Consider the following 17,496-nt stretch of genomic DNA (forward strand, 5'->3'; position numbering starts at 1 on the left):
TATCGTCAAACTAATAGGCAGGAAAACCCAGAAAAAACAAACAGATACGACATGGGATCACTCCAGACCCTGCCGAATATCCAGGTAATCACGCAGCCTATCGTCCAGATTCGAATATCGCGGCGATTCGAGTTCTATTAAGCAGCCCTTAAGGATCGTGGTCGCGGATGCGTCCATCTTCAAGCCCTCGCCGCCCGCCCTTCCCTTGGCGCGGTGATGGATCGAGAGCCAAGCGCACGACGATTCCCTGGGGCCAATCCGTGGTTACCCGCACAAGCTGCCAAGCGCCCCTTCGCACCGACCGGTTCTGCCGGTCGGCTGACGAATCGACAGAGGCTGCCGTAACCGCGAAGCATGAGGTGCGAGGTTTCAGACCCCGTACCTTCCAACGCTCCGCTATCCAGGTAGTCCACATGCAGCAAGTTGGCTGGAATCCATTAAGCAATATAAGCGTCAGGGCCAAGCTGGGCCTTGGCTTCGCCCTGCTCATCGGCATGATCCTGCTGGTGGCCTACACCGGCTGGTCGGCCACCGATACCCTGCGCGATCGCAGCGAGCGCATGAACGATATCGCCGGCTACAGCACCCTGGCCCGTGACATGCGCATCGAGCGGCTGGTGTACTTCACCAAGGCCGATGACGCCCAGGCGGCCAAGTGGCTCGCCGCCCTGGACAAGACCGAAGGCCAGTTGCAGACCATCATCCCGCACTTCAACTCGCCGGCGAACAAGGCCCTGCTCAATGAGGCCGGCGCCGCGCTCAAACGCTATCGCGACTTCTACAACCAGACGATCACCGCCACCCGCGAGCGGGAATCCATCCGCAAGATCGCCAGCAGCGCGGCAGAAGCAGCCAATGCCCATTTGCTGACACTGGCCGAGGAAGCGAATGGCGAGACCGGTCGCCCGGCCGATCGCCAGCAGCTGGCGACGCTCTTCATCGGTGTACAGCGGATGAGGGTTGATTTCCGCGGCTATGCCGCCGCACCCGGCAAGGACAGCGAACAGACCGCGCGTAACTCCGTCAACGCCGTGCTGACCCAGGCCAAGGCGCTCGGCACCACGGCGTTGCCGACCGAGACCGTGCAAAAGCTCTTCGGTGAAGTCTCCGGCTACGGGCAGCGTCTCGACCAGCTGGTGGCCGCGCAGGCGCAGGTGGATCAGGCGCAGGGCGGTATCACCACGACCATCACCACCCTGCTCGGCATCGCCGACAAGCTCACCGCCATCCAGCAGGAATTTCGCGCGGCCGACGTGGCCGGTGCCCGTCAGCTGCTGTTGATCTGGTTGGCCGTCGCCATCGCCCTGGGTCTGGCCTGTGCCTGGCTGATCACCCGTTCCATCGTCAAGCCCTTGCAGGACACCGTGGCCTTGGCCGAGCAGGTCGCCAGTGGCGACTTCACCCATCAGCAGCAGATCACCCGCAAGGATGAACTGGGCGCCCTGCAGACCAGCATGCAAGGCATGACCGGCAACCTGCGGCGGCTGATCGGCGAGGTGCGCGACGGGGTGGTCCAGGTGGCCAGTGCCGCCGAGCAGCTGTCGGCGGTCACCGAACAGACCAGCGCTGGAGTCCAGTCACAAAAGGTCGAGACCGACCAGATCGCCACCGCCATGCAGGAGATGACCGCCACCACCCACGAGGTGGCGCGCAACGCCGGGGACGCGGCCAAGTCCGCGCTGGAAGCCAGTCGCCAGGCCCAGCAGGGCGAGCAGTCGGTGAGCAAGGCGGTCGACCAGATCGAGGTGCTGGCCCGGGAAATGGAATCGACCAAGGCCGCCATGGCCACCCTGCGTGATCACGCCGACAGCATCGGCGGCGTACTCGACGTGATCAAGGCCGTTTCCGAGCAGACCAACCTGCTGGCGCTCAACGCCGCCATCGAAGCCGCCCGCGCCGGCGAGGCGGGACGCGGCTTCGCCGTGGTCGCCGACGAGGTTCGCGGCCTGGCCCAGCGCACCCGCTCCTCGACCGACGAGATCGCCCAGCTCATCACCGGTCTGCACCAGAGCACCGACCGCATGGGCACGGTGCTCGACCACAACATGCAGCTGACCGAGAGCAGCGTCGGCCTGTCGCGCGAAGCGGGTGAGATGCTCAAGCGCATCACCCGGTCGGTCAAGGACATCGAATCGATGAACGAGCAGATCGCCTGCGCCGCCGAACAGCAGAGTTCGGCCGGCGAAGAGATCAGCCGCAATGTCACCAACGTCCGCGACATCTCCGACCAGACCGCCGCGGCCAGCGAAGAGACGGCCTCTTCGAGCATGGAGCTGGCCCGCATCGGCGTGCACCTGCAGGAGATGACGGCGCGCTTCAAGGTGTGAGTCTGGCGCCTTCCCTCACCCCGACCCTCTCCCACGGGGAGAGGGGGCGCACCCGGTGTGGCCCGCGTAGCGTGGAAAACGGCGCAGCCTTTTCCACGCGGACGAACCCGCTGCGATAGCGGCTTCGCTGCAAACCAGCCTGCAGCCCCCCTCACCCCGATCCTCTCCCCAGGGAGAGGGGCGCATCCGGTGTGTCACTGCGTAGGGTGGAAAACGGCGCAGCCTTTTCCACGCGGACTAATCGTTACCTCAGGCTCGGACAGGCCCAGCGCGGTTCGACGCCGGCTGCCTGACGCCCAGTTCGGCGGGTTTCGACGATTGCCCCTTCTCAGCCCAACCTATCCTTCACCTAGTCCGCGAGCGCACTCGGGCCAGGTGGCAACTCGCCTGCAACCCTCTTCAGCGCCCTCCGCCATCGGTGATGAAATAGGTGGCTCGGTCGCTGCCACGCGGTAGCTGGTCCGACGCCCGAGTGATCAGGCCGAGGGCCTTGGCGGCGTCGTAATCCAGGCGCCGTCTGTTGCTTTCCGAGGACAGCAAGGCCGCGCGGTCTTCCGGCGTCAGCTTGAGGCAGCCCTGGTAGATCTCGCTGAACTTGAGGTTCGCCCGTTCCGCATCCTCGAAGGCCTGCCTGGCCTGGTCGGGTTTCATGTAGCCATTGACGGCGATGGATGTCGCGGCCGGATGCAGGAGAAAGGTCGACAACGGCGCGGCATAGCGATCCTCGGTCGCGCAATAGATCAGCGTGGCGGAAGAGTCCGTCGCGGCGGCATTGATGGTGTTGAGATGCAGCGGATAGTGCCGGATGAATTCGTAGGCGACATAGCCCGCCTCCAGGTCGCCACCATGGCTGTTGAGATAGAGATTGACGTTCTTGACGGCGGGGTATTTCAAAGCGATATCGCTCAGGGCGGCCAGCAGGGAGCTGACCGCTCGATCATTGATGCCGCTGTTGAAGTACACCGAGGCGGTATCGGCAGTGGCCGCCCCGCCTTCCCCGCGGATAACGGTCATTTCGGCCGCGGCCTCCGTCAGCCAGCTCGCGGTCAGCAGCGCCAGGACGACCCTGGACAGCCGTGGCGCACGCGTCGAACGTCCCATCCCCGCTCGCTCCCTTTTCGGCATCAGGTTTGAAAAGGTAGATAGCGAGCCTTAAGGTCGGCTTAACCCGCCAGGACGCCTCAGCGTTCGGTGCCCTCAGTCCTTTTTCAGCAGACCGGCCAGCCCGGCGAAGGGATTGTGGGTGGCCTGGGCCACCTTGGGCGAGCTCAGGGAGCTGTCGCTGAAATACTGCTGATCGGTATAGCGACTGTGCTCGTTGTCGTGGCAGTACAGGCACAGCAATTCCCAGTTGGAGCCGTCCTGAGGATTGTTGTCGTGGTTGTGGTCACGATGGTGCACGGTCAGTTCGCTCAGGCGCTTGCCAGCGAACTCCCGGGCGCAGCGACCACAGACGTGGGGATACATCTTCAGCGCCTTGTCGCGATAGCCGCGTTCGCGCTCGCGCTGGGTCTCGGCGAGGATTCGATCCAGCTTCGAGGTATCGGTAGCCATGCTGCACCTGGAGGGTCGGGTAGAAAGGCGCAGTATAGCCTGGGCCCGGCCTTCCCGGTGAGCGTCTATCACTGGCTCCGGCTGCCGAGTGCCCTGCTTGCGGGGAGCGCAGCGAAGTCCTGAAATCCACCCTCGCTGCGACCTGCCACCGCCCTATAGCCGCATCCCCACTGCCAGCCGGTTGAAGGCATTCATCAAGGCCACCGCAAAGGTCAGGTCGGCGATTTCCGCGTCGCTGAATTGCGCCCTGAGCGGTTCGTAGGCCGTGTCGGGGGCGCCCTTCTCGGCGACGGCGGTCAGGGTCTCGGCCCACTCCAGGGCCGCGCGCTCGCGGGCGTCGAACAGGTTGCTGATGCGCCAGCCGGCCAGGCGATCCAGCTTGGCCTGGCTGACACCCTGCTCGCGCAGGGTTTCGGCGTGCTTGCCCAGGCAGAAGGCGCAGCCATTGATCTGGGAGACGCGCAGATAGATCAGCTCCACCAGCTCCAGGCCGAGCGAACTCTGCGCCAGGGCCTGGCCTGTGGCGATCAGGCCTTGATAGGCGGCGGGCGAGAGGGTGGAAAACGGCAGGCGCAATTGGCTCATGGCTTACTCCAGGGTAAAGGTCACAGGGTGGGCGAGATGGCCTCGCGGAGATGTCGTTCACGGGTGGTCGCCCGGGTCTCGGCAACGTCGGCCGGGCCCTCCAGGTAGCTGAATGCTGAGGCCCTGGCGGGCGCCTCCGGGAAAGCTGCGCCCACTCTAGGCGGCCAATGGCCTAGGCTATAGGGCCAAGAAAGAACCAAACGACCAGGCCATGACCCTTACCGCCGCCCTCGACAGCCGCCTTGCCCTGCCGCTCTATCGGCAGCTCTACCAGCGCTTTCGCCAGGCACTGGACGACGGCCGCCTGCGGCCCGGTGATCGGGTACCCGCGGTGCGCGCCCTGGCGGCGGAGCTGAACGTGGCCCGGGGGACGGTGGAGATGGCCTACCAGCAGCTGATCGCCGAGGGCTTTCTGCTGCCGCGCGGTCCGGCCGGAACCATCGTCTCGCCCCAGTGGAGTCGCCCGGCCGCTGCACCACCCGCCGTGCCCTCTTCACCGGACGCCTCGGCGACCCATGCCGGCGGCGCGCCCCTGCCGCTGCAGCTGGGCCTGCCGGCGCTGGACGCCTTTCCGCGCAAAGGCTGGACGCGCCTGGCCGCGCGACAGTTGCGCAGCCAGGGCCTGGAAGGGCTGGTGTATCCCGATGCCCGGGGTCACGCCGGTTTGCGCACCGCCCTCGCCACCTACCTGGGCCTGTCCCGCGGGATCGCCTGTGGTCCGGAGCAGGTGTTCGTCTGCGCGGGCTATCGCGCCTGCCTGGATCTGATCGTCCAGACGCTGCTGGCGCCCGGCGATGCCTGCTGGTTCGAGGAGCCCGGTTATTTCATCGCCCGCCAGGCGCTGCAGGACGCCGGCCTGGCACTGGTGCCGGTGCCCGTGGACGCGGCGGGACTGGACGTCGACGCCGGTCTCGCCCGGGCGCCGGCTGCCCGTTGCGCCCTGGTCACCCCCAGTCACCAGAGTCCGCTGGGCGTGTCCCTCGCCCTGCCCCGGCGGCTGGCATTGCTGGATTGGGCGGGGCGGCAGGACGCCTGGATCATCGAGGACGACTACGACAGCGAATACCGCTACCAGGGCAAGCCGCTGCCCGCGCTCAAGAGCCTGGATGATGGCGGTCGGGTCCTCTACAGCGGGACCTTCAGCAAGGTGCTGTTTCCCGGCCTGCGCCTCGCCTACCTGGTGGTGCCGCCCGCGCAGGTCGCGGCCTTCGGCCACAGCGCCGACCGGCTGCACAACCACGCGCCCCTGCTGCTGCAGGCCACGGTCGCGAGCTTTCTGGAAGAGGGGCATTTCGCCCGCCATCTCAACCGCATGCGCAGTCTCTACCGGCAGCGCCGCCAGTGGCTGGCCGAGGCGCTGACGACCGCCCTGGGCGACGCGGCGCGGATCGATCTGCAGGCCGGCGGCCTGCACCTGCTGGCACGCCTGACCCAGGGCGATGATCGCCGCTGGGCGGAGGCCGCCCGGGCTGACGGCCTGGCGGTCCAGGCCCTGTCGCGCTGGTATCTGGAAGCGCCCCAGGCCCAGGGGCTGCTGCTGGGCTTCACCAATGTCGCCAGCGCGGCGCAAGCCGGCGAACTGGCCCGGCGACTGGCCCGACTGGAACGCTGACGGCGCGTTCTTCGCCCTTGTCCTCCGCGGCGGGCCTTCCGCCAGCGCCGCTCCGAAGCGCAAGAATGTTTACTGAGTCACATAAAACTTTTTCAGGGGCGACCACTCAAAGACCAGGCTCGGAGGCTCTAGCCTGCCCCTCTCGATCGGAAAGCCACCTTTTTTCGGCACCTATTCCGCAGGGAGCGGCGCGAGCGGCGTCACCTGCGGTACCCGCACTACCAGGAGCCACGCTTCCCCGCCGTCGGCGCAAGACACGGATCAGTCGCGTTCCCCTCCGCTAGCTCGCTGTACCCCAAACGTCTGCCCCCTGGGCGTGAGTCGATAACCTGGCGCGTGAGGCCTTTGCATGCTGCAACAGCTGACCATCTCGAACAAACTCAGACTCGGCTTCGGCGCCATTCTGGTCGTTATCCTGGCACTGATCCTGGCAGCCTGGCAGGGCTTCACCCAGGTCAACCAGGCCGTCCGGCAGAACATCCACTCCTACCACGTCCTGCAGGATTCGGACGCGGCCCTGCTGGCGCTGGTCAACATGGAAACCGGCATGCGTGGTTTCGCCCTGACCGGCAAGGAGGAATTTCTCGATCCCCTGAACAAGGGCGAGCAGCAATTCGCCGAGCAGTTGCAGGAACTCACCCAACTCACCCGCGACAATCCCGAGCAGCAGGCCGGCCTGGCTCAGCTGGGCCAGGCCAAGCAGCAGTGGAACAATGAGTCCGTGCAGCAGATCCTGGCGCTGCGCCGGCAGGTCAATGCCGGTACCCAGCCGCTGGATGCCCTGATCGCGCGCATCGCCACCGCCCAGGACAAGGGCAGGATGGATGGCATGCGCGAGTTGCTGGCGCAGCTCAAGACCCGCGAAAACCGCCTGCTGGACGACCGCACCCAGTCGATGGACGACGCCAAGCAGCAGGCCATGACGATCCTGATCAGTGGCGGCCTGCTCGCCACCCTGCTGGCGCTGGGCATCGCCTGGTCGCTGACCCGCACCATCGTGGGCCGGCTGGCCCAGACCGTCGCCGTCGCCCGCACCATCGCCGCCGGCCAGCTGGATTCGCCGATTCCGGCCGGTGGGCGCGACGAGCTGGGCCAGCTGCTGACCGCCTTCGGCCAGATGCAGGACAAGCTGCGCGGCATGATCCAGGGGATCAAGCAGGGCACCGATCACCTGGTCGCCGCCTCCCACAGCATCTCGGCCAATTCCCAGCAGCTGTCCGCCGCCGCCCAGGAACAGTCCAGCGCCGCCTCCAGCATGGCGGCCACCGTGGAAGAGCTGACCGTGAGCATCAACCACGTCTCGGACAATGCCGGGGAAGCCCATGACCTCTCCAGCCAGTCGTGCCGGCTGGCCCAGGATGGCGGCCAGACCATCCAGGCCTCGGTGGACAGCATGAGATCCATCGCCGGTACCGTGCAGTCCTCGGCCACCCGCATCGGCGAACTGGGGGAGCATTCCGAGCGGGTGTCCTCCATCGTCAGCGTGATCAAGGGCATCGCCGACCAGACCAACCTGCTGGCGCTGAATGCCGCCATCGAGGCGGCGCGGGCCGGCGAACAGGGACGCGGCTTCGCCGTGGTGGCCGACGAGGTGCGCCAGCTGGCGCAACGCACCACCAATTCCACCCAGGAGATCGCCGCCATGATCGAGAAGATCCAGGCCGCGACCCAGGCGGCCATGAGCGACATGGAAGTGGGCGTCCGCCAGGTCAACGGCGGGGTCGACCTGGCCAACCAGGCGGGTGAGGCGGTGGTCAGCATCAACACCGCCTCGGACAAGGTGGTGCGGGTGGTCAACCAGATCTCCCTGGCCCTGCGCGAGCAGACCGCTGCCAGCCACGACGTCGCCCGTACCGTGGAACGCCTGGCGCAGATGGCCCAGCAGAACAGCGAAGCCATCGGCGAGACGGTGCAGACCGCGGCGTCCCTGGACGCCCTGGCCAACGACCTGAATCGCCAGATCAGCCAGTTCCGCTGCTAGCGCCAGGCCTCCCCCGCCCCGCACTTCATCGATCCCGGCACCTGCCCGGGATCGACTTGCCGAAACACCTCGCAACATTCTCTTGGCGCAACGGTCACAAAGGCGTCTCCCTCAAGGCCTGCGCCCTGCATGAAAACCCCGCGTCCCATCGATCGTCTGCCCCGCCTCAACCAGCTGCGCAATCTGAAAATGGCCCGTTCCGCCCATGCCTACGTGCGCGGCAGCACGGTGCAGTTCTACGAGTGGCTGCACAGCCAGCCCGGTCGCAACCTGCCCAATGGGCCGGCGGTGTGGATCTGCGGTGATTGCCATGCCGGCAACCTGGGGCCCACCGGCGATCTGCACGGCTCCACCGAAGTCAACATCCGCGACCTGGACCAGACCGTGGTCGGCAATCCGGCCCACGATCTGGTACGCCTGGCACTGTCGCTGGCGACGGCGGCGCGCGGCTCCGACCTGCCCGGGGTGACCACGGCGCGGATGCTCGAAGAGATGATGCGCGGCTACGAGGTGGCCTTCGAAGACGATCTCGAACGCGAGGTGCCACGGCCGGCCCAGGTCAAGGCCGGGATGCGCAGCGCGGTGCAGCGCACCTGGAAGCACCTGGCCAAGGAGCGCATGGAGCACACCCGGCCCAAGCTGCCGCTGGGCAAGCATTTCTGGCAACTGAGCAAGGCCGAGCGCCTGGCCATCGCCGAGTTGTGCGAGAGCCCGGGCATCCATGCCCTGGTGACCTCGCTCAAGGGTCGCAGCCATGACAGCCGCGTCGAACTGCTCGACAGCGCCTACTGGGTCAAGGGCTGCAGCTCCCTGGGGCTGCGCCGCTACGCCGTGCTGCTGGGCGTGGACGATGGCGACGACCAGGACTACTGCCTGATCGACGTCAAGCAGGCAGTGGCCGCCGCCGCCCCGCGCGTGGCCCATGCCACCATGCCCCGCGACAACGGCAAGCGGGTGGTGGAAGGCGCGCGCCAACTCTCCCCGGCCCTGGGCAATCGCATGCTGGCGGTGCGCATGCTGGAGCATTCCTTCTTCATTCGCGAATTGCTGCCCCAGGATCTCAAGCTGGAGCTGGACGAACTCAGCGCCCGCGAAGCCATGAGCGCCGCGGCCTACCTGGCCCGGGTGGTCGGCCGCGCCCACGCCCGGCAGATGGACCTGGCCACCCGCGTCGAGTGGATGAGCGATCTGCAACGCAATCGCACCCGCACCCTGGATGCGCCCTCCTGGCTGTGGAGCAGCGTAGTGCAGCTGGTGGGCGCCCACGAGATGGGCTATCTGGCCCACTGCCGCGCCTATGCGCTGGAGCATGCGCAGGACTGAGGCCACCGTGAGACCGGCCCGAGGCTAACCGCCTCGGCCCGCGCTTCTCGCTCACGCCCCTTCTCCAACGGCCTGCCCGGTCCACCCCGGGAGCGGCAGGCGGCGCCCACCTGCCCTTCGGCCACCTGCCCGCTTCGTCGATCCGCTCGATCACGCATTGTGCGACCTCCAGCCTTTAACTAAAATGAGACGCTTTATCATTTAAGACCGGCGTTCGCGCCAAGGATCTTCCATGCGCCCTGCCCTGTCTTCCGGCTCGCCCACCGTTGCCCTGGATCGGCTCTATCGCGATCATCACGGCTGGCTCAGCGGCTGGCTGCGCGGGCGGCTGGGCAACGCGCCGGATGCGGCGGACATCGCCCAGGACACCTATCTGCGCATCCTCAGCTCCGGACGGTTGCCGCTGCGTGAGGACTCGCGGCGCTATCTGGTGCAGGTGGCCAAGGGGCTGGTGATCGACCTCTGGCGACGCCAGGAGGTGGAGCGCGCCTATCGCGAAGCCATCGCCCATCTGCCTGAGGCCCAGGTGCCTTCGCCAGAGACGCACTGGCTGATCGTCGACGCCCTGCTGCGCATCGATGCCATGCTCGACGGCCTGCCCGGCCCGGTACGGGAGGCCTTTCTGCTGGCGCAATTCCAGCGGTTGACCCTGGCCGAGATCGCCGTGCGGCTGGATCTGGCGGTGATCACCGTACGCCGCTACATCCAGCGCGCCCTGGTGGCTTGCCTGGTGGCCGGCGAAGCATGAATCCTCCCGCGCCGCAGCTGCTCGAAGAAGCGGCCGAGTGGCTGCTCGCGCTGAACTTCGACGACACCGACGAGGCGCAGCGCCAGGCCTTCGAGCGCTGGCGGGCGCAGAGCGAGGCCCATCGCGCGGCCTGGGCACGGGCCGAGCGGATCATGGGTACCTTCGCCAGCGTTCCGCCGGATATCGGTCAGCCGGCGCTACGCCGCGCAGGTGACCGCGCCCTCAGCCGGCGGCGCACCCTGCGCCTGCTTACCGCCCTGCTGGTAGGGGCTCCCAGCGGCTGGCTGGCCCTGCGCACCCTGCCACTGGACGCGCGGGGCGACGAGCTGACGACCGCCATCGGCGAGCGGCGCTCCCTGCTGCTCGCCGATGGCAGCCACTTGGTGCTGAACAGCGACTCCGCCCTGGACGTACGCTTCGACGAAGGCATCCGCCGCCTGCACCTGCGCCGCGGCGAGGTGCTGGTGACCACCCATGCCGATCCGGTCGTGCCGCGCCGCCCCTTCGTGATCGACCTGGCGCAGGGCGAGATCGAGGCCCTGGGTACCCGTTTCAGCGTGCGGTTGGAAGAGGGGTTGTGCCAGGTCGCGGTCTTCGCCCACGGCGTGGAGCTGCGTCCGCAACGGGGCGCTGCCGTGCGGCTGGCTGCCGGGCAACAGGCCTGGTTCGATGCCCGCGGCGTGCAGCGCCGCGCTCCGGTGGACGAGGATGCCAGCCTCTGGACGCGCGGCATGCTGGTCGCCCACGACCGCCCGCTGGCCGAGGTACTGGCCGAACTGGGTCGCTATCGCCCTGGCCTGCTGCGCTGCGATCCGGCTGTCGCCGGGCTGCGGGTGTCCGGCGCCCTGTCACTGGACGACACCGACCAGGCCCTGCTGGCGCTGCAACGCACCCTGCCGATCCGCATCACCCGCCGCACCCGCTACTGGGTGGCGGTGGGCGCGCCTTGAACGTCAACGACGTCGCAAAAAAAGTCCGCGCCCCCTGAGCACTTTGCCGCGCTCGTCCGGGATAGCTGCAGACACCCTCATGGGGAGCGGTGGCAGCCCGCGCCTGGTGCGCTTTAGAGGACGGCAACACGACATGGCAAAGATCCACCGGCAGCAACCCGGCACCCGACGCTTCACCCCGCTGATCCTGGCCGTCGCCCTGCAGGGCGTGCCCCTGCCCGGTGCCGGACTGGCCCTGCTGCCCCTGCCGGCCCTGGCCGCCGCGGAGGGGCGTGACTACCGGATTCCCGCGGGTCCGCTGAACGCCGTGCTGGCGCGCTTCGCCGCCACGGCCGGCGTCCAGCTGGTGTTCGATCCGGCGCCGCTGGCCGGTCGCAGCAGTCCGGGGCTGCAGGGCCGCTATACCCTCGACCAGGGCTTCGAGCACCTGCTGCGTGGTAGCGGCTATCGCTGGAGCGAACGCGGTGCCGGTATCTACGCCCTGGAAGGTGGCAGCGCCGAGGCCACCCTGGCCATGCCCGAGACCGTCATCCAGGCCAGTGCCGCAGGCGGCGGCGCCGATGTCGGCTACCGGCGCCCCGTCAGCACCAGCACCACGCGCCTGGGTCTGAGCGAACGCCAGACGCCCCAGGCGATCACCACCCTGACGCGCGATCAGGTCGAGGACTTCCGCCTGCAGAGCATCAAGGAAGCCCTGCGCGCCGCGCCATCGGTGACCGTCGAGCAAATCGAGACCGATCGTACCCAGTTCACCTCGCGCGGCTTCGACATCAACAGCTTCCAGTACGACGGCATGGGCATGCCCTTCGTCAGCACCACCCTGGTGGGCGATCAGGATCTGGCGGAATACGAGCAGGTGGATGTCCTGCACGGGGCCAATGGCCTGATGAGTGGCACCGGCAACCCCTCCGCCGCGGTCAACTTCGTCCGCAAGCGGCCCACCGCCGAATTCCAGGCCAAGCTCGGCGCCAGCGTCGGTTCCTGGGACAACCGCCGGGTGGATGCCGATGTCTCCGGCCCCCTGACCGAGACCGGCAACGTGCGCGGACGCTTCATCTACGCCCACGACAAGGGCAATTCCTGGCTGGATCGCTATGGCCATGAAAAGAACATAGCGGCCGGTCTGGTGGCCTTCGACCTCAGCGACGCCGACACCCTGACCCTGGGTTTCTCCCAGCACAACAGCGATGCCAATGGCAGCTCCTGGGGCAACCTGCCGCTGGCCGACGCGAGCGGCGATCCGCTGCACTACGGCCGTCGCAGTTCCAGCATCGGCCAGGACTGGACCTACTGGAATCTGGATACCCAGCGGGTCTTCGGTGAATTCACCCACGACTTCGGCAACGGCTGGCAGGGTATCCTCACGGCGACCGGCGTGACCGAGCGGCAGAACGCCGACATGTACTACATCTTCGGCGTCAACGGCGACGACGCCACCGCCTTCGGCGACCACTCCGCCAGCAAGGCGCACCAGCTGATCGGCGAGGCCCGGCTGTCCGGTCCTTTCGAACTGTTCGGCCGCGACCACGAACTCACCCTGGGCGCCAGCTACGGCCGGACCCACCAGAAGCTGCGGGAAAAGATCCTCGCCGAGGACGGCTACTACCCCACCACGCTCTCCGGCTCCCTGGCCGGCGTTCCCGAGCCGTCGCTGCACTACACCGACGACATTGGCCATACCCAGGACTTCACCGACCGCCAGAAGAGCCTGTTCGCCGGCGCCCGCTTCAACCTGATCGACGACCTGCACTGGATCGTCGGTGCGCGGATGCTCAGCGCCGATGCCAGCGGCCTGAGCTATGGCGATGCCTACTACACCCGTGCCCATGGCGAGGTCACGCCCTACACCGGCCTGGTCTATGACCTGGGTCCGCAATGGAGCCTGTATGCCAGCTGGACCAAGATCTTCAGCCCGCAATACAGCTTCGGCCTGGACGGTCGGCTGCTCGATCCGCTGGAGGGCAAGAGTCTGGAAGCCGGGGTCAAGGGCAGCCTGTTCGACGATCGCCTGAGCCTGACCGCCGCGGTGTTCAAGACCGAGCAGCGCAACGTGGCCGCCACCTCGGTGCTCGCCGGTTCACGCTATCTCTATGACACCACCGACTACCGCAGCCATGGCCTGGAACTCCAGGTCTCCGGCGAGGCGCTGCCCGGCCTGGACCTGCTGGCCGGCTACACCTATGTCCGCATCGACGACGCGGACGGCGAGCGGGCCCGCAAATTCGTGCCCAGCCACAGCCTGCGCGGCCTGGCGACCTATCGCCTGCCAGGCCTGCCCCAGGCCAAGGTCGGCGCGCGGCTGAGATGGCAGAGCGGTATCGAGAACGACAACAACAGCCGTATCCACCAGAACGCCTATGCCTTGGTCGATGTGCTGGGCAGCTACGATTTCGACGAGCACTGGAGCACCCAGCTCAACGTCAACAACCTCACCGACCGCAAATACCTGCTGTCGCTGTACAACAACGCCACCAGTGGCAACTACGGTGCGCCGCGCAACGCGACGCTGTCGGTCAGCTACAACTTTTGAGCCTGGACAGGCGGGCGCCGAGACCTCCGTCCCGGCGTCCGCCATCGCCCAGCGATCCTTTGCCCCCTGACGCGGTCCGAGTCTGCACGCTCTCAGCCAAGGTTTCCGCACGCCATGCCCTCTTCCCCCCGTCCCGGTTTCGTCTCCGTCCGCGGTGCCCGCGAGCACAACCTGAAGAACGTCGACGTGGACATCCCCCGCGATGCCCTGGTGGTCTTTACCGGGGTGTCCGGCTCGGGCAAGTCGTCGCTGGCCTTCGGCACCCTCTATGCCGAGGCCCAGCGCCGCTATTTCGAATCCGTGGCGCCCTATGCGCGGCGACTGATCGACCAGGTCGGGGTACCCCAGGTGGAAGCCATCGAGGGCCTGCCACCGGCGGTGGCCCTGCAACAGCAGCGTGGCCAGCCCAACAGTCGTTCGTCCATGGGCAGCGTAACCGGGCTGTCCAGCCTGGTGCGGATGCTCTACTCCCGCGCCGGGCGCTATCCCGCCGACCAGCCGATGCTCTATGCCGAGGACTTCTCGCCCAATACGCCCCAGGGTGCCTGCCCCGAGTGCCACGGCCTGGGCCGGGTCTACGAGGTGACCGAGGCCTCCATGGTGCCGGATCCCGCGCTGACCATCCGCCAGCGCGCCATCGCCGCCTGGCCCACCGCCTGGGGCGGGCAGAATCTGAGGGACATCCTGGTGACCCTTGGCTATGACGTCGACATCCCCTGGCGCGACCTGCCGCAACGGCAGCGTGACTGGATCCTCTTCACCGAGGAGCAGCCCACCGTCCCGGTCTATGCCGGCCTAACCCCCGAACAGACCCGCGCCGCGCTCAAGCGCAAGGCCGAGCCCAGCTACCAGGGCACCTATACCGGGGCGCGGCGCCATGTGCTGCACACCTTCGCCAATTCCCAGAGCGCCAAGATGAAGCAGCGCGCGGCGCGCTTCATGATTGGCCAGACCTGTCCGCTGTGCCACGGCAAGCGGCTGACCCGGGCGGCGCTCTCGGTGACCTTTGCCGGCCTGGACATCGGCGAGCTGTCGCGGCTGCCGCTGGACGACCTCACCGTGCTGCTGCGCCGGGTCGCCGCCGGCGATTTCGACGAGGCGAAGGATGCCCGCGTGCTGGACGCCAAGGCCGGCCAGCAGGATCGCGCCCGGCGCAAGGCCGCCGGCGGCAGCGACCACGCCGGCGCGCCGGACGTGCGCCGTACTCCCGATCTGTCCCCGGAAAAACGCCTGGCCGCCCAGCGCATGGCCAGCGAATTGCTGGAACGGCTGCAGACCCTGACCCGCCTCGGCCTCGGTTACCTGGCGCTGGAGCGCAGCACCACCACCCTGTCCTCCGGTGAATTGCAGCGGCTGCGCCTGGCGACCCAGCTGGTGTCCCAGCTGTTCGGCGTGGTCTATGTGCTGGACGAACCCTCCGCCGGCCTGCATCCGGCCGATGGCGAATCCCTCTTGGAAGCCCTCGACGGGCTCAAGGCCCAGGGCAACTCGCTGTTCGTGGTGGAGCACGACCTGGCCACCATGAAGCGCGCCGACTGGCTGGTGGATGTCGGTCCCGCGGCCGGCGAAGGCGGTGGCCGGGTGCTCTACAGCGGTCCGCCCGCCGGCCTGGCCGAGATCGAGGAATCGGTGACGGCGCGCTATCTGTTCGCCGCCCCGCAACGCGAGACCCGGCCGCCCCGTGAACCCCAGGGCTGGCTGCGGCTGGCCGGGGTCACCCGCAACAACCTCGTGGACCTGGATGCCGCCTTTCCGCTGGGCTGTCTGACCGCGGTGACCGGCGTCTCCGGTTCGGGCAAGTCCAGCCTGGTCAGCCAGGCGCTGCTGGAACTTGTGGGCGCCGAGCTGGGCCAGCGCGCCGCCGAGGACGGTGACGACGCCCCGGAACTGGACGGCGACGCCTTGCCCGCCACCACTGGCCAGGTGGTCGACGGCCTTGGCGGCATCCGCCGGCTGGTGCCGGTGGACCAGAAGCCCATCGGCCGTACCCCGCGCTCCAACCTGGCCACCTACACCGGCCTGTTCGACGGGGTGCGCAAGCTGTTCGCCGCCACCCCGGAGGCCCGGGAAAGAGGTTTCGACGCCGGACGCTTCTCCTTCAACGTCGCCAAGGGCCGCTGCCCGACCTGCGAGGGCGAAGGCTTCGTCAGCGTCGAACTGCTGTTCATGCCCAGCGTCTATGCCGCCTGCCCCACCTGCCAGGGCGCCCGCTACAACCCCGAGACCCTGGAGGTGCGCTGGCAGGGCAAGACCATCGCCGAGGTGCTCGGCCTGACGGTGGACGAAGCCCTGGCCTTCTTCGCCGAGGAAGCCGCGGTGGCGCGAGCGCTGCGGGTACTGGCCGACATCGGCCTGGGCTATCTGCGGCTCGGCCAGCCGGCCACCGAGCTCTCCGGCGGCGAGGCCCAGCGCATCAAGCTGGCCACCGAGCTGCAGCGCACCAGCCGCGGCACCACCCTCTATGTGCTGGACGAACCCACCACCGGTCTGCACCCGGCCGACGTGGAGCGCCTGATGCGCCAGCTGCACGGCCTGGTCGACGAAGGCAACACGGTGGTGCTGGTGGAGCACAACCTGCAGGTGGTGGCCGGCAGCGACTGGCTGATCGACATCGGCCCCGGCGCCGGCACCGCCGGCGGCCGCATCGTGGCCTGCGGCACGCCACGAACGGTGGCGGACGATCCCGCCAGCCCTACGGCGCCCTATCTGCGGCCCTTGTTCGACTAGCTGGCCAGCGGTGCCACGCTGCGGCGGCAGGCCGCCAGCACCAGCAGGGTCAGCGCTGCCGCCAGGGCGCCGAACTGGAAGGTGGCGGCGGAGCCGAGGAAGTGCCAGAGCGCGCCGGCGATGCTGCTGGCCAGCAACAGGGCGATGCCGCTGACCAGGTTGAACAGGCCGAAGGCGGTGCCGCGCAACTCGGCCGGGGCGGTGCGGGCGACCATGGCGGCGAGCAGGCCCTGGGTCATGCCCATGTGCAGGCCCCAGAGCACGACGCCCACGGCCAGGCCGGTCCAGCCGCTGCTGAAGGCCAGGGCCAGGTCGGCCAGGATCAGCAGCACCAGGCCCCAGGCCAGCAGCGCGCGATGGCTGACCCGGTCGGACAGCGCCCCCAGCGGATAGGCCGACAGCGAGAACACCAGCTGCATGCCCACCATCACCAGCGGCACCAGCGCCAGGGGCACGCCCACCTGCTCGGCCTTGAGCACCAGGAAGGCTTCGCTGAAGCGCGCCAGGGTGAAGACGCCACCGAGCAGCGCCACCTGCCAGAAGGCCGCCGGCAGCTTGCGCAGCTGGCTGCGAGTCAGCGGATTGGTGCGCGCCTGGACGATGGCCGCCTTGGGTTCGTCCAGTCCGAAATACAACAAGGCCACGGCGATGAAGGCCGGGATCACCGCCACCCAGAACACCGCGCGGAAATCGTTGGCCCAGAGCAGCATCAGCCCCACCGCCAGCAGCGGGCCCAGAAAGGCACCGAAGGTGTCCAGCGACTGGCGCAGGCCATAGGCGGCGCCGCGGATCTCCGGCGGCGTGACGTCGGCCACCAGGGCGTCGCGCGGCGCCCCGCGGATGCCCTTGCCGATGCGATCCATGAAGCGCGCGCCGAACACCAGGCCGGCACCGCTGGCCAGGGCGAACAGCGGCTTGCTCAGGGCGCCCAGGCCATAGCCCAGCACCGCCAGGCCCTTGCGCTTGCCCAGGTAGTCGCTGATTACGCCGGAAAAGATTTTGGTGATGAGCGCGGTCGCCTCGGCCACCCCTTCGAGAATGCCGATATAGAGCACGCTCAGGCCCAGGCCGGTGGCCAGAAACAGCGGCAACAGGCTGTGGATCATCTCCGAAGAGATGTCCATGAACATGCTCACCCCACCCAGAATCCAGACCCCGC

Annotated in this window: 12 protein-coding genes; 8 read left to right on the plus strand and 4 right to left on the minus strand. The window is 68.0% G+C overall.

The features are described 5' to 3' along the window. Positions 1–413 precede the first annotated feature (413 nt). The gene (locus tag FHR73_RS10475; RefSeq protein ID WP_183630969.1) at positions 414–2,327 is read left to right on the plus strand and encodes a methyl-accepting chemotaxis protein; all 1,914 of its coding nucleotides are present in this window, start codon (positions 414–416) and stop codon (positions 2,325–2,327) included. A gap of 399 nt (positions 2,328–2,726) precedes the next feature. Here the strand turns inward: FHR73_RS10475 and FHR73_RS10480 are convergent, their stop codons facing one another. From FHR73_RS10480 to FHR73_RS10490, 3 genes are all read right to left on the minus strand, one after another. Then, positions 2,727–3,428, minus strand: coding sequence for an ATP-dependent Clp protease proteolytic subunit (locus tag FHR73_RS10480; RefSeq protein ID WP_183630971.1), 702 nt, complete (start codon positions 3,426–3,428; stop codon positions 2,727–2,729). Between the two features lie 96 nt (positions 3,429–3,524). Then, a complete protein-coding gene (locus tag FHR73_RS10485) occupies positions 3,525–3,881 on the minus strand; it encodes a YajD family HNH nuclease (RefSeq protein ID WP_183630973.1) in 357 nt (118 codons plus the stop codon). 153 nt (positions 3,882–4,034) lie between these two features. Then, entirely contained in the window at positions 4,035–4,466 is a 432-nt protein-coding gene (locus FHR73_RS10490; protein ID WP_183630975.1) for a carboxymuconolactone decarboxylase family protein, read from the minus strand. Positions 4,467–4,677: 211 nt separating this feature from the next. On the opposite strand from FHR73_RS10490, the gene FHR73_RS10495 reads away from it, so the two are divergent. The 7 genes from FHR73_RS10495 to FHR73_RS10525 all read left to right on the plus strand — a co-directional run bounded on the left by FHR73_RS10495 (position 4,678) and on the right by FHR73_RS10525 (position 16,337). Beyond that, positions 4,678–6,078: a PLP-dependent aminotransferase family protein gene (locus tag FHR73_RS10495; protein ID WP_183630977.1), complete on the plus strand. Its 1,401-nt coding sequence runs from the start codon at positions 4,678–4,680 to the stop codon at positions 6,076–6,078. Positions 6,079–6,427: 349 nt separating this feature from the next. Next, positions 6,428–8,059, plus strand: a complete 1,632-nt coding sequence (locus FHR73_RS10500; RefSeq protein ID WP_183630979.1) for a methyl-accepting chemotaxis protein — start codon at positions 6,428–6,430, stop codon at positions 8,057–8,059. A gap of 129 nt (positions 8,060–8,188) precedes the next feature. Beyond that, entirely contained in the window at positions 8,189–9,382 is a 1,194-nt protein-coding gene (locus tag FHR73_RS10505) for a DUF2252 family protein (protein ID WP_183630981.1), read from the plus strand. A gap of 232 nt (positions 9,383–9,614) precedes the next feature. Next, on the plus strand, positions 9,615–10,130 hold the full coding sequence (locus tag FHR73_RS10510; RefSeq protein WP_074584476.1) for a sigma-70 family RNA polymerase sigma factor: 516 nt from the start codon (positions 9,615–9,617) through the stop codon (positions 10,128–10,130). Beyond that, positions 10,127–11,080, plus strand: a complete 954-nt coding sequence (locus FHR73_RS10515; RefSeq protein WP_183630983.1) for a FecR domain-containing protein — start codon at positions 10,127–10,129, stop codon at positions 11,078–11,080. Before FHR73_RS10510 ends, FHR73_RS10515 begins: the two co-directional genes overlap by 4 nt. 133 nt (positions 11,081–11,213) lie before the next feature. Beyond that, a complete protein-coding gene (locus FHR73_RS10520) occupies positions 11,214–13,610 on the plus strand; it encodes a TonB-dependent receptor (protein ID WP_183630985.1) in 2,397 nt (798 codons plus the stop codon). Positions 13,611–13,724: 114 nt separating this feature from the next. Beyond that, a complete protein-coding gene (locus FHR73_RS10525; protein ID WP_183630987.1) occupies positions 13,725–16,337 on the plus strand; it encodes an excinuclease ABC subunit UvrA in 2,613 nt (870 codons plus the stop codon). On the opposite strand, the gene FHR73_RS10530 is transcribed toward FHR73_RS10525, so the two are convergent. Beyond that, on the minus strand, positions 16,334–17,467 hold the full coding sequence (locus tag FHR73_RS10530) for an MFS transporter (RefSeq protein WP_260175675.1): 1,134 nt from the start codon (positions 17,465–17,467) through the stop codon (positions 16,334–16,336). The two genes, FHR73_RS10525 and FHR73_RS10530, sit on opposite strands and share 4 nt — an antisense overlap. Positions 17,468–17,496: the final 29 nt, after the last annotated feature.

This window comes from Pseudomonas sp. AS2.8 (assembly GCF_014190935.1).
In the GTDB taxonomy this organism is placed as follows: domain Bacteria; phylum Pseudomonadota; class Gammaproteobacteria; order Pseudomonadales; family Pseudomonadaceae; genus Chryseomonas.

Coding starts and splice junctions, on each gene's coding strand:
- FHR73_RS10525 (WP_183630987.1), top strand. CDS start 13,725: ATGCCCTCTTCCCCCCGTCCCGGTTTCGTCTCCGTCCGCGGTGCCCGC.
- FHR73_RS10495 (WP_183630977.1), top strand. CDS start 4,678: ATGACCCTTACCGCCGCCCTCGACAGCCGCCTTGCCCTGCCGCTCTAT.
- FHR73_RS10505 (WP_183630981.1), top strand. CDS start 8,189: ATGAAAACCCCGCGTCCCATCGATCGTCTGCCCCGCCTCAACCAGCTG.
- FHR73_RS10515 (WP_183630983.1), top strand. CDS start 10,127: ATGAATCCTCCCGCGCCGCAGCTGCTCGAAGAAGCGGCCGAGTGGCTG.
- FHR73_RS10485 (WP_183630973.1), bottom strand. CDS start 3,881: ATGGCTACCGATACCTCGAAGCTGGATCGAATCCTCGCCGAGACCCAG.
- FHR73_RS10480 (WP_183630971.1), bottom strand. CDS start 3,428: ATGGGACGTTCGACGCGTGCGCCACGGCTGTCCAGGGTCGTCCTGGCG.
- FHR73_RS10520 (WP_183630985.1), top strand. CDS start 11,214: ATGGCAAAGATCCACCGGCAGCAACCCGGCACCCGACGCTTCACCCCG.
- FHR73_RS10490 (WP_183630975.1), bottom strand. CDS start 4,466: ATGAGCCAATTGCGCCTGCCGTTTTCCACCCTCTCGCCCGCCGCCTAT.
- FHR73_RS10530 (WP_260175675.1), bottom strand. CDS start 17,467: ATGTTCATGGACATCTCTTCGGAGATGATCCACAGCCTGTTGCCGCTG.
- FHR73_RS10510 (WP_074584476.1), top strand. CDS start 9,615: ATGCGCCCTGCCCTGTCTTCCGGCTCGCCCACCGTTGCCCTGGATCGG.
- FHR73_RS10475 (WP_183630969.1), top strand. CDS start 414: ATGCAGCAAGTTGGCTGGAATCCATTAAGCAATATAAGCGTCAGGGCC.
- FHR73_RS10500 (WP_183630979.1), top strand. CDS start 6,428: ATGCTGCAACAGCTGACCATCTCGAACAAACTCAGACTCGGCTTCGGC.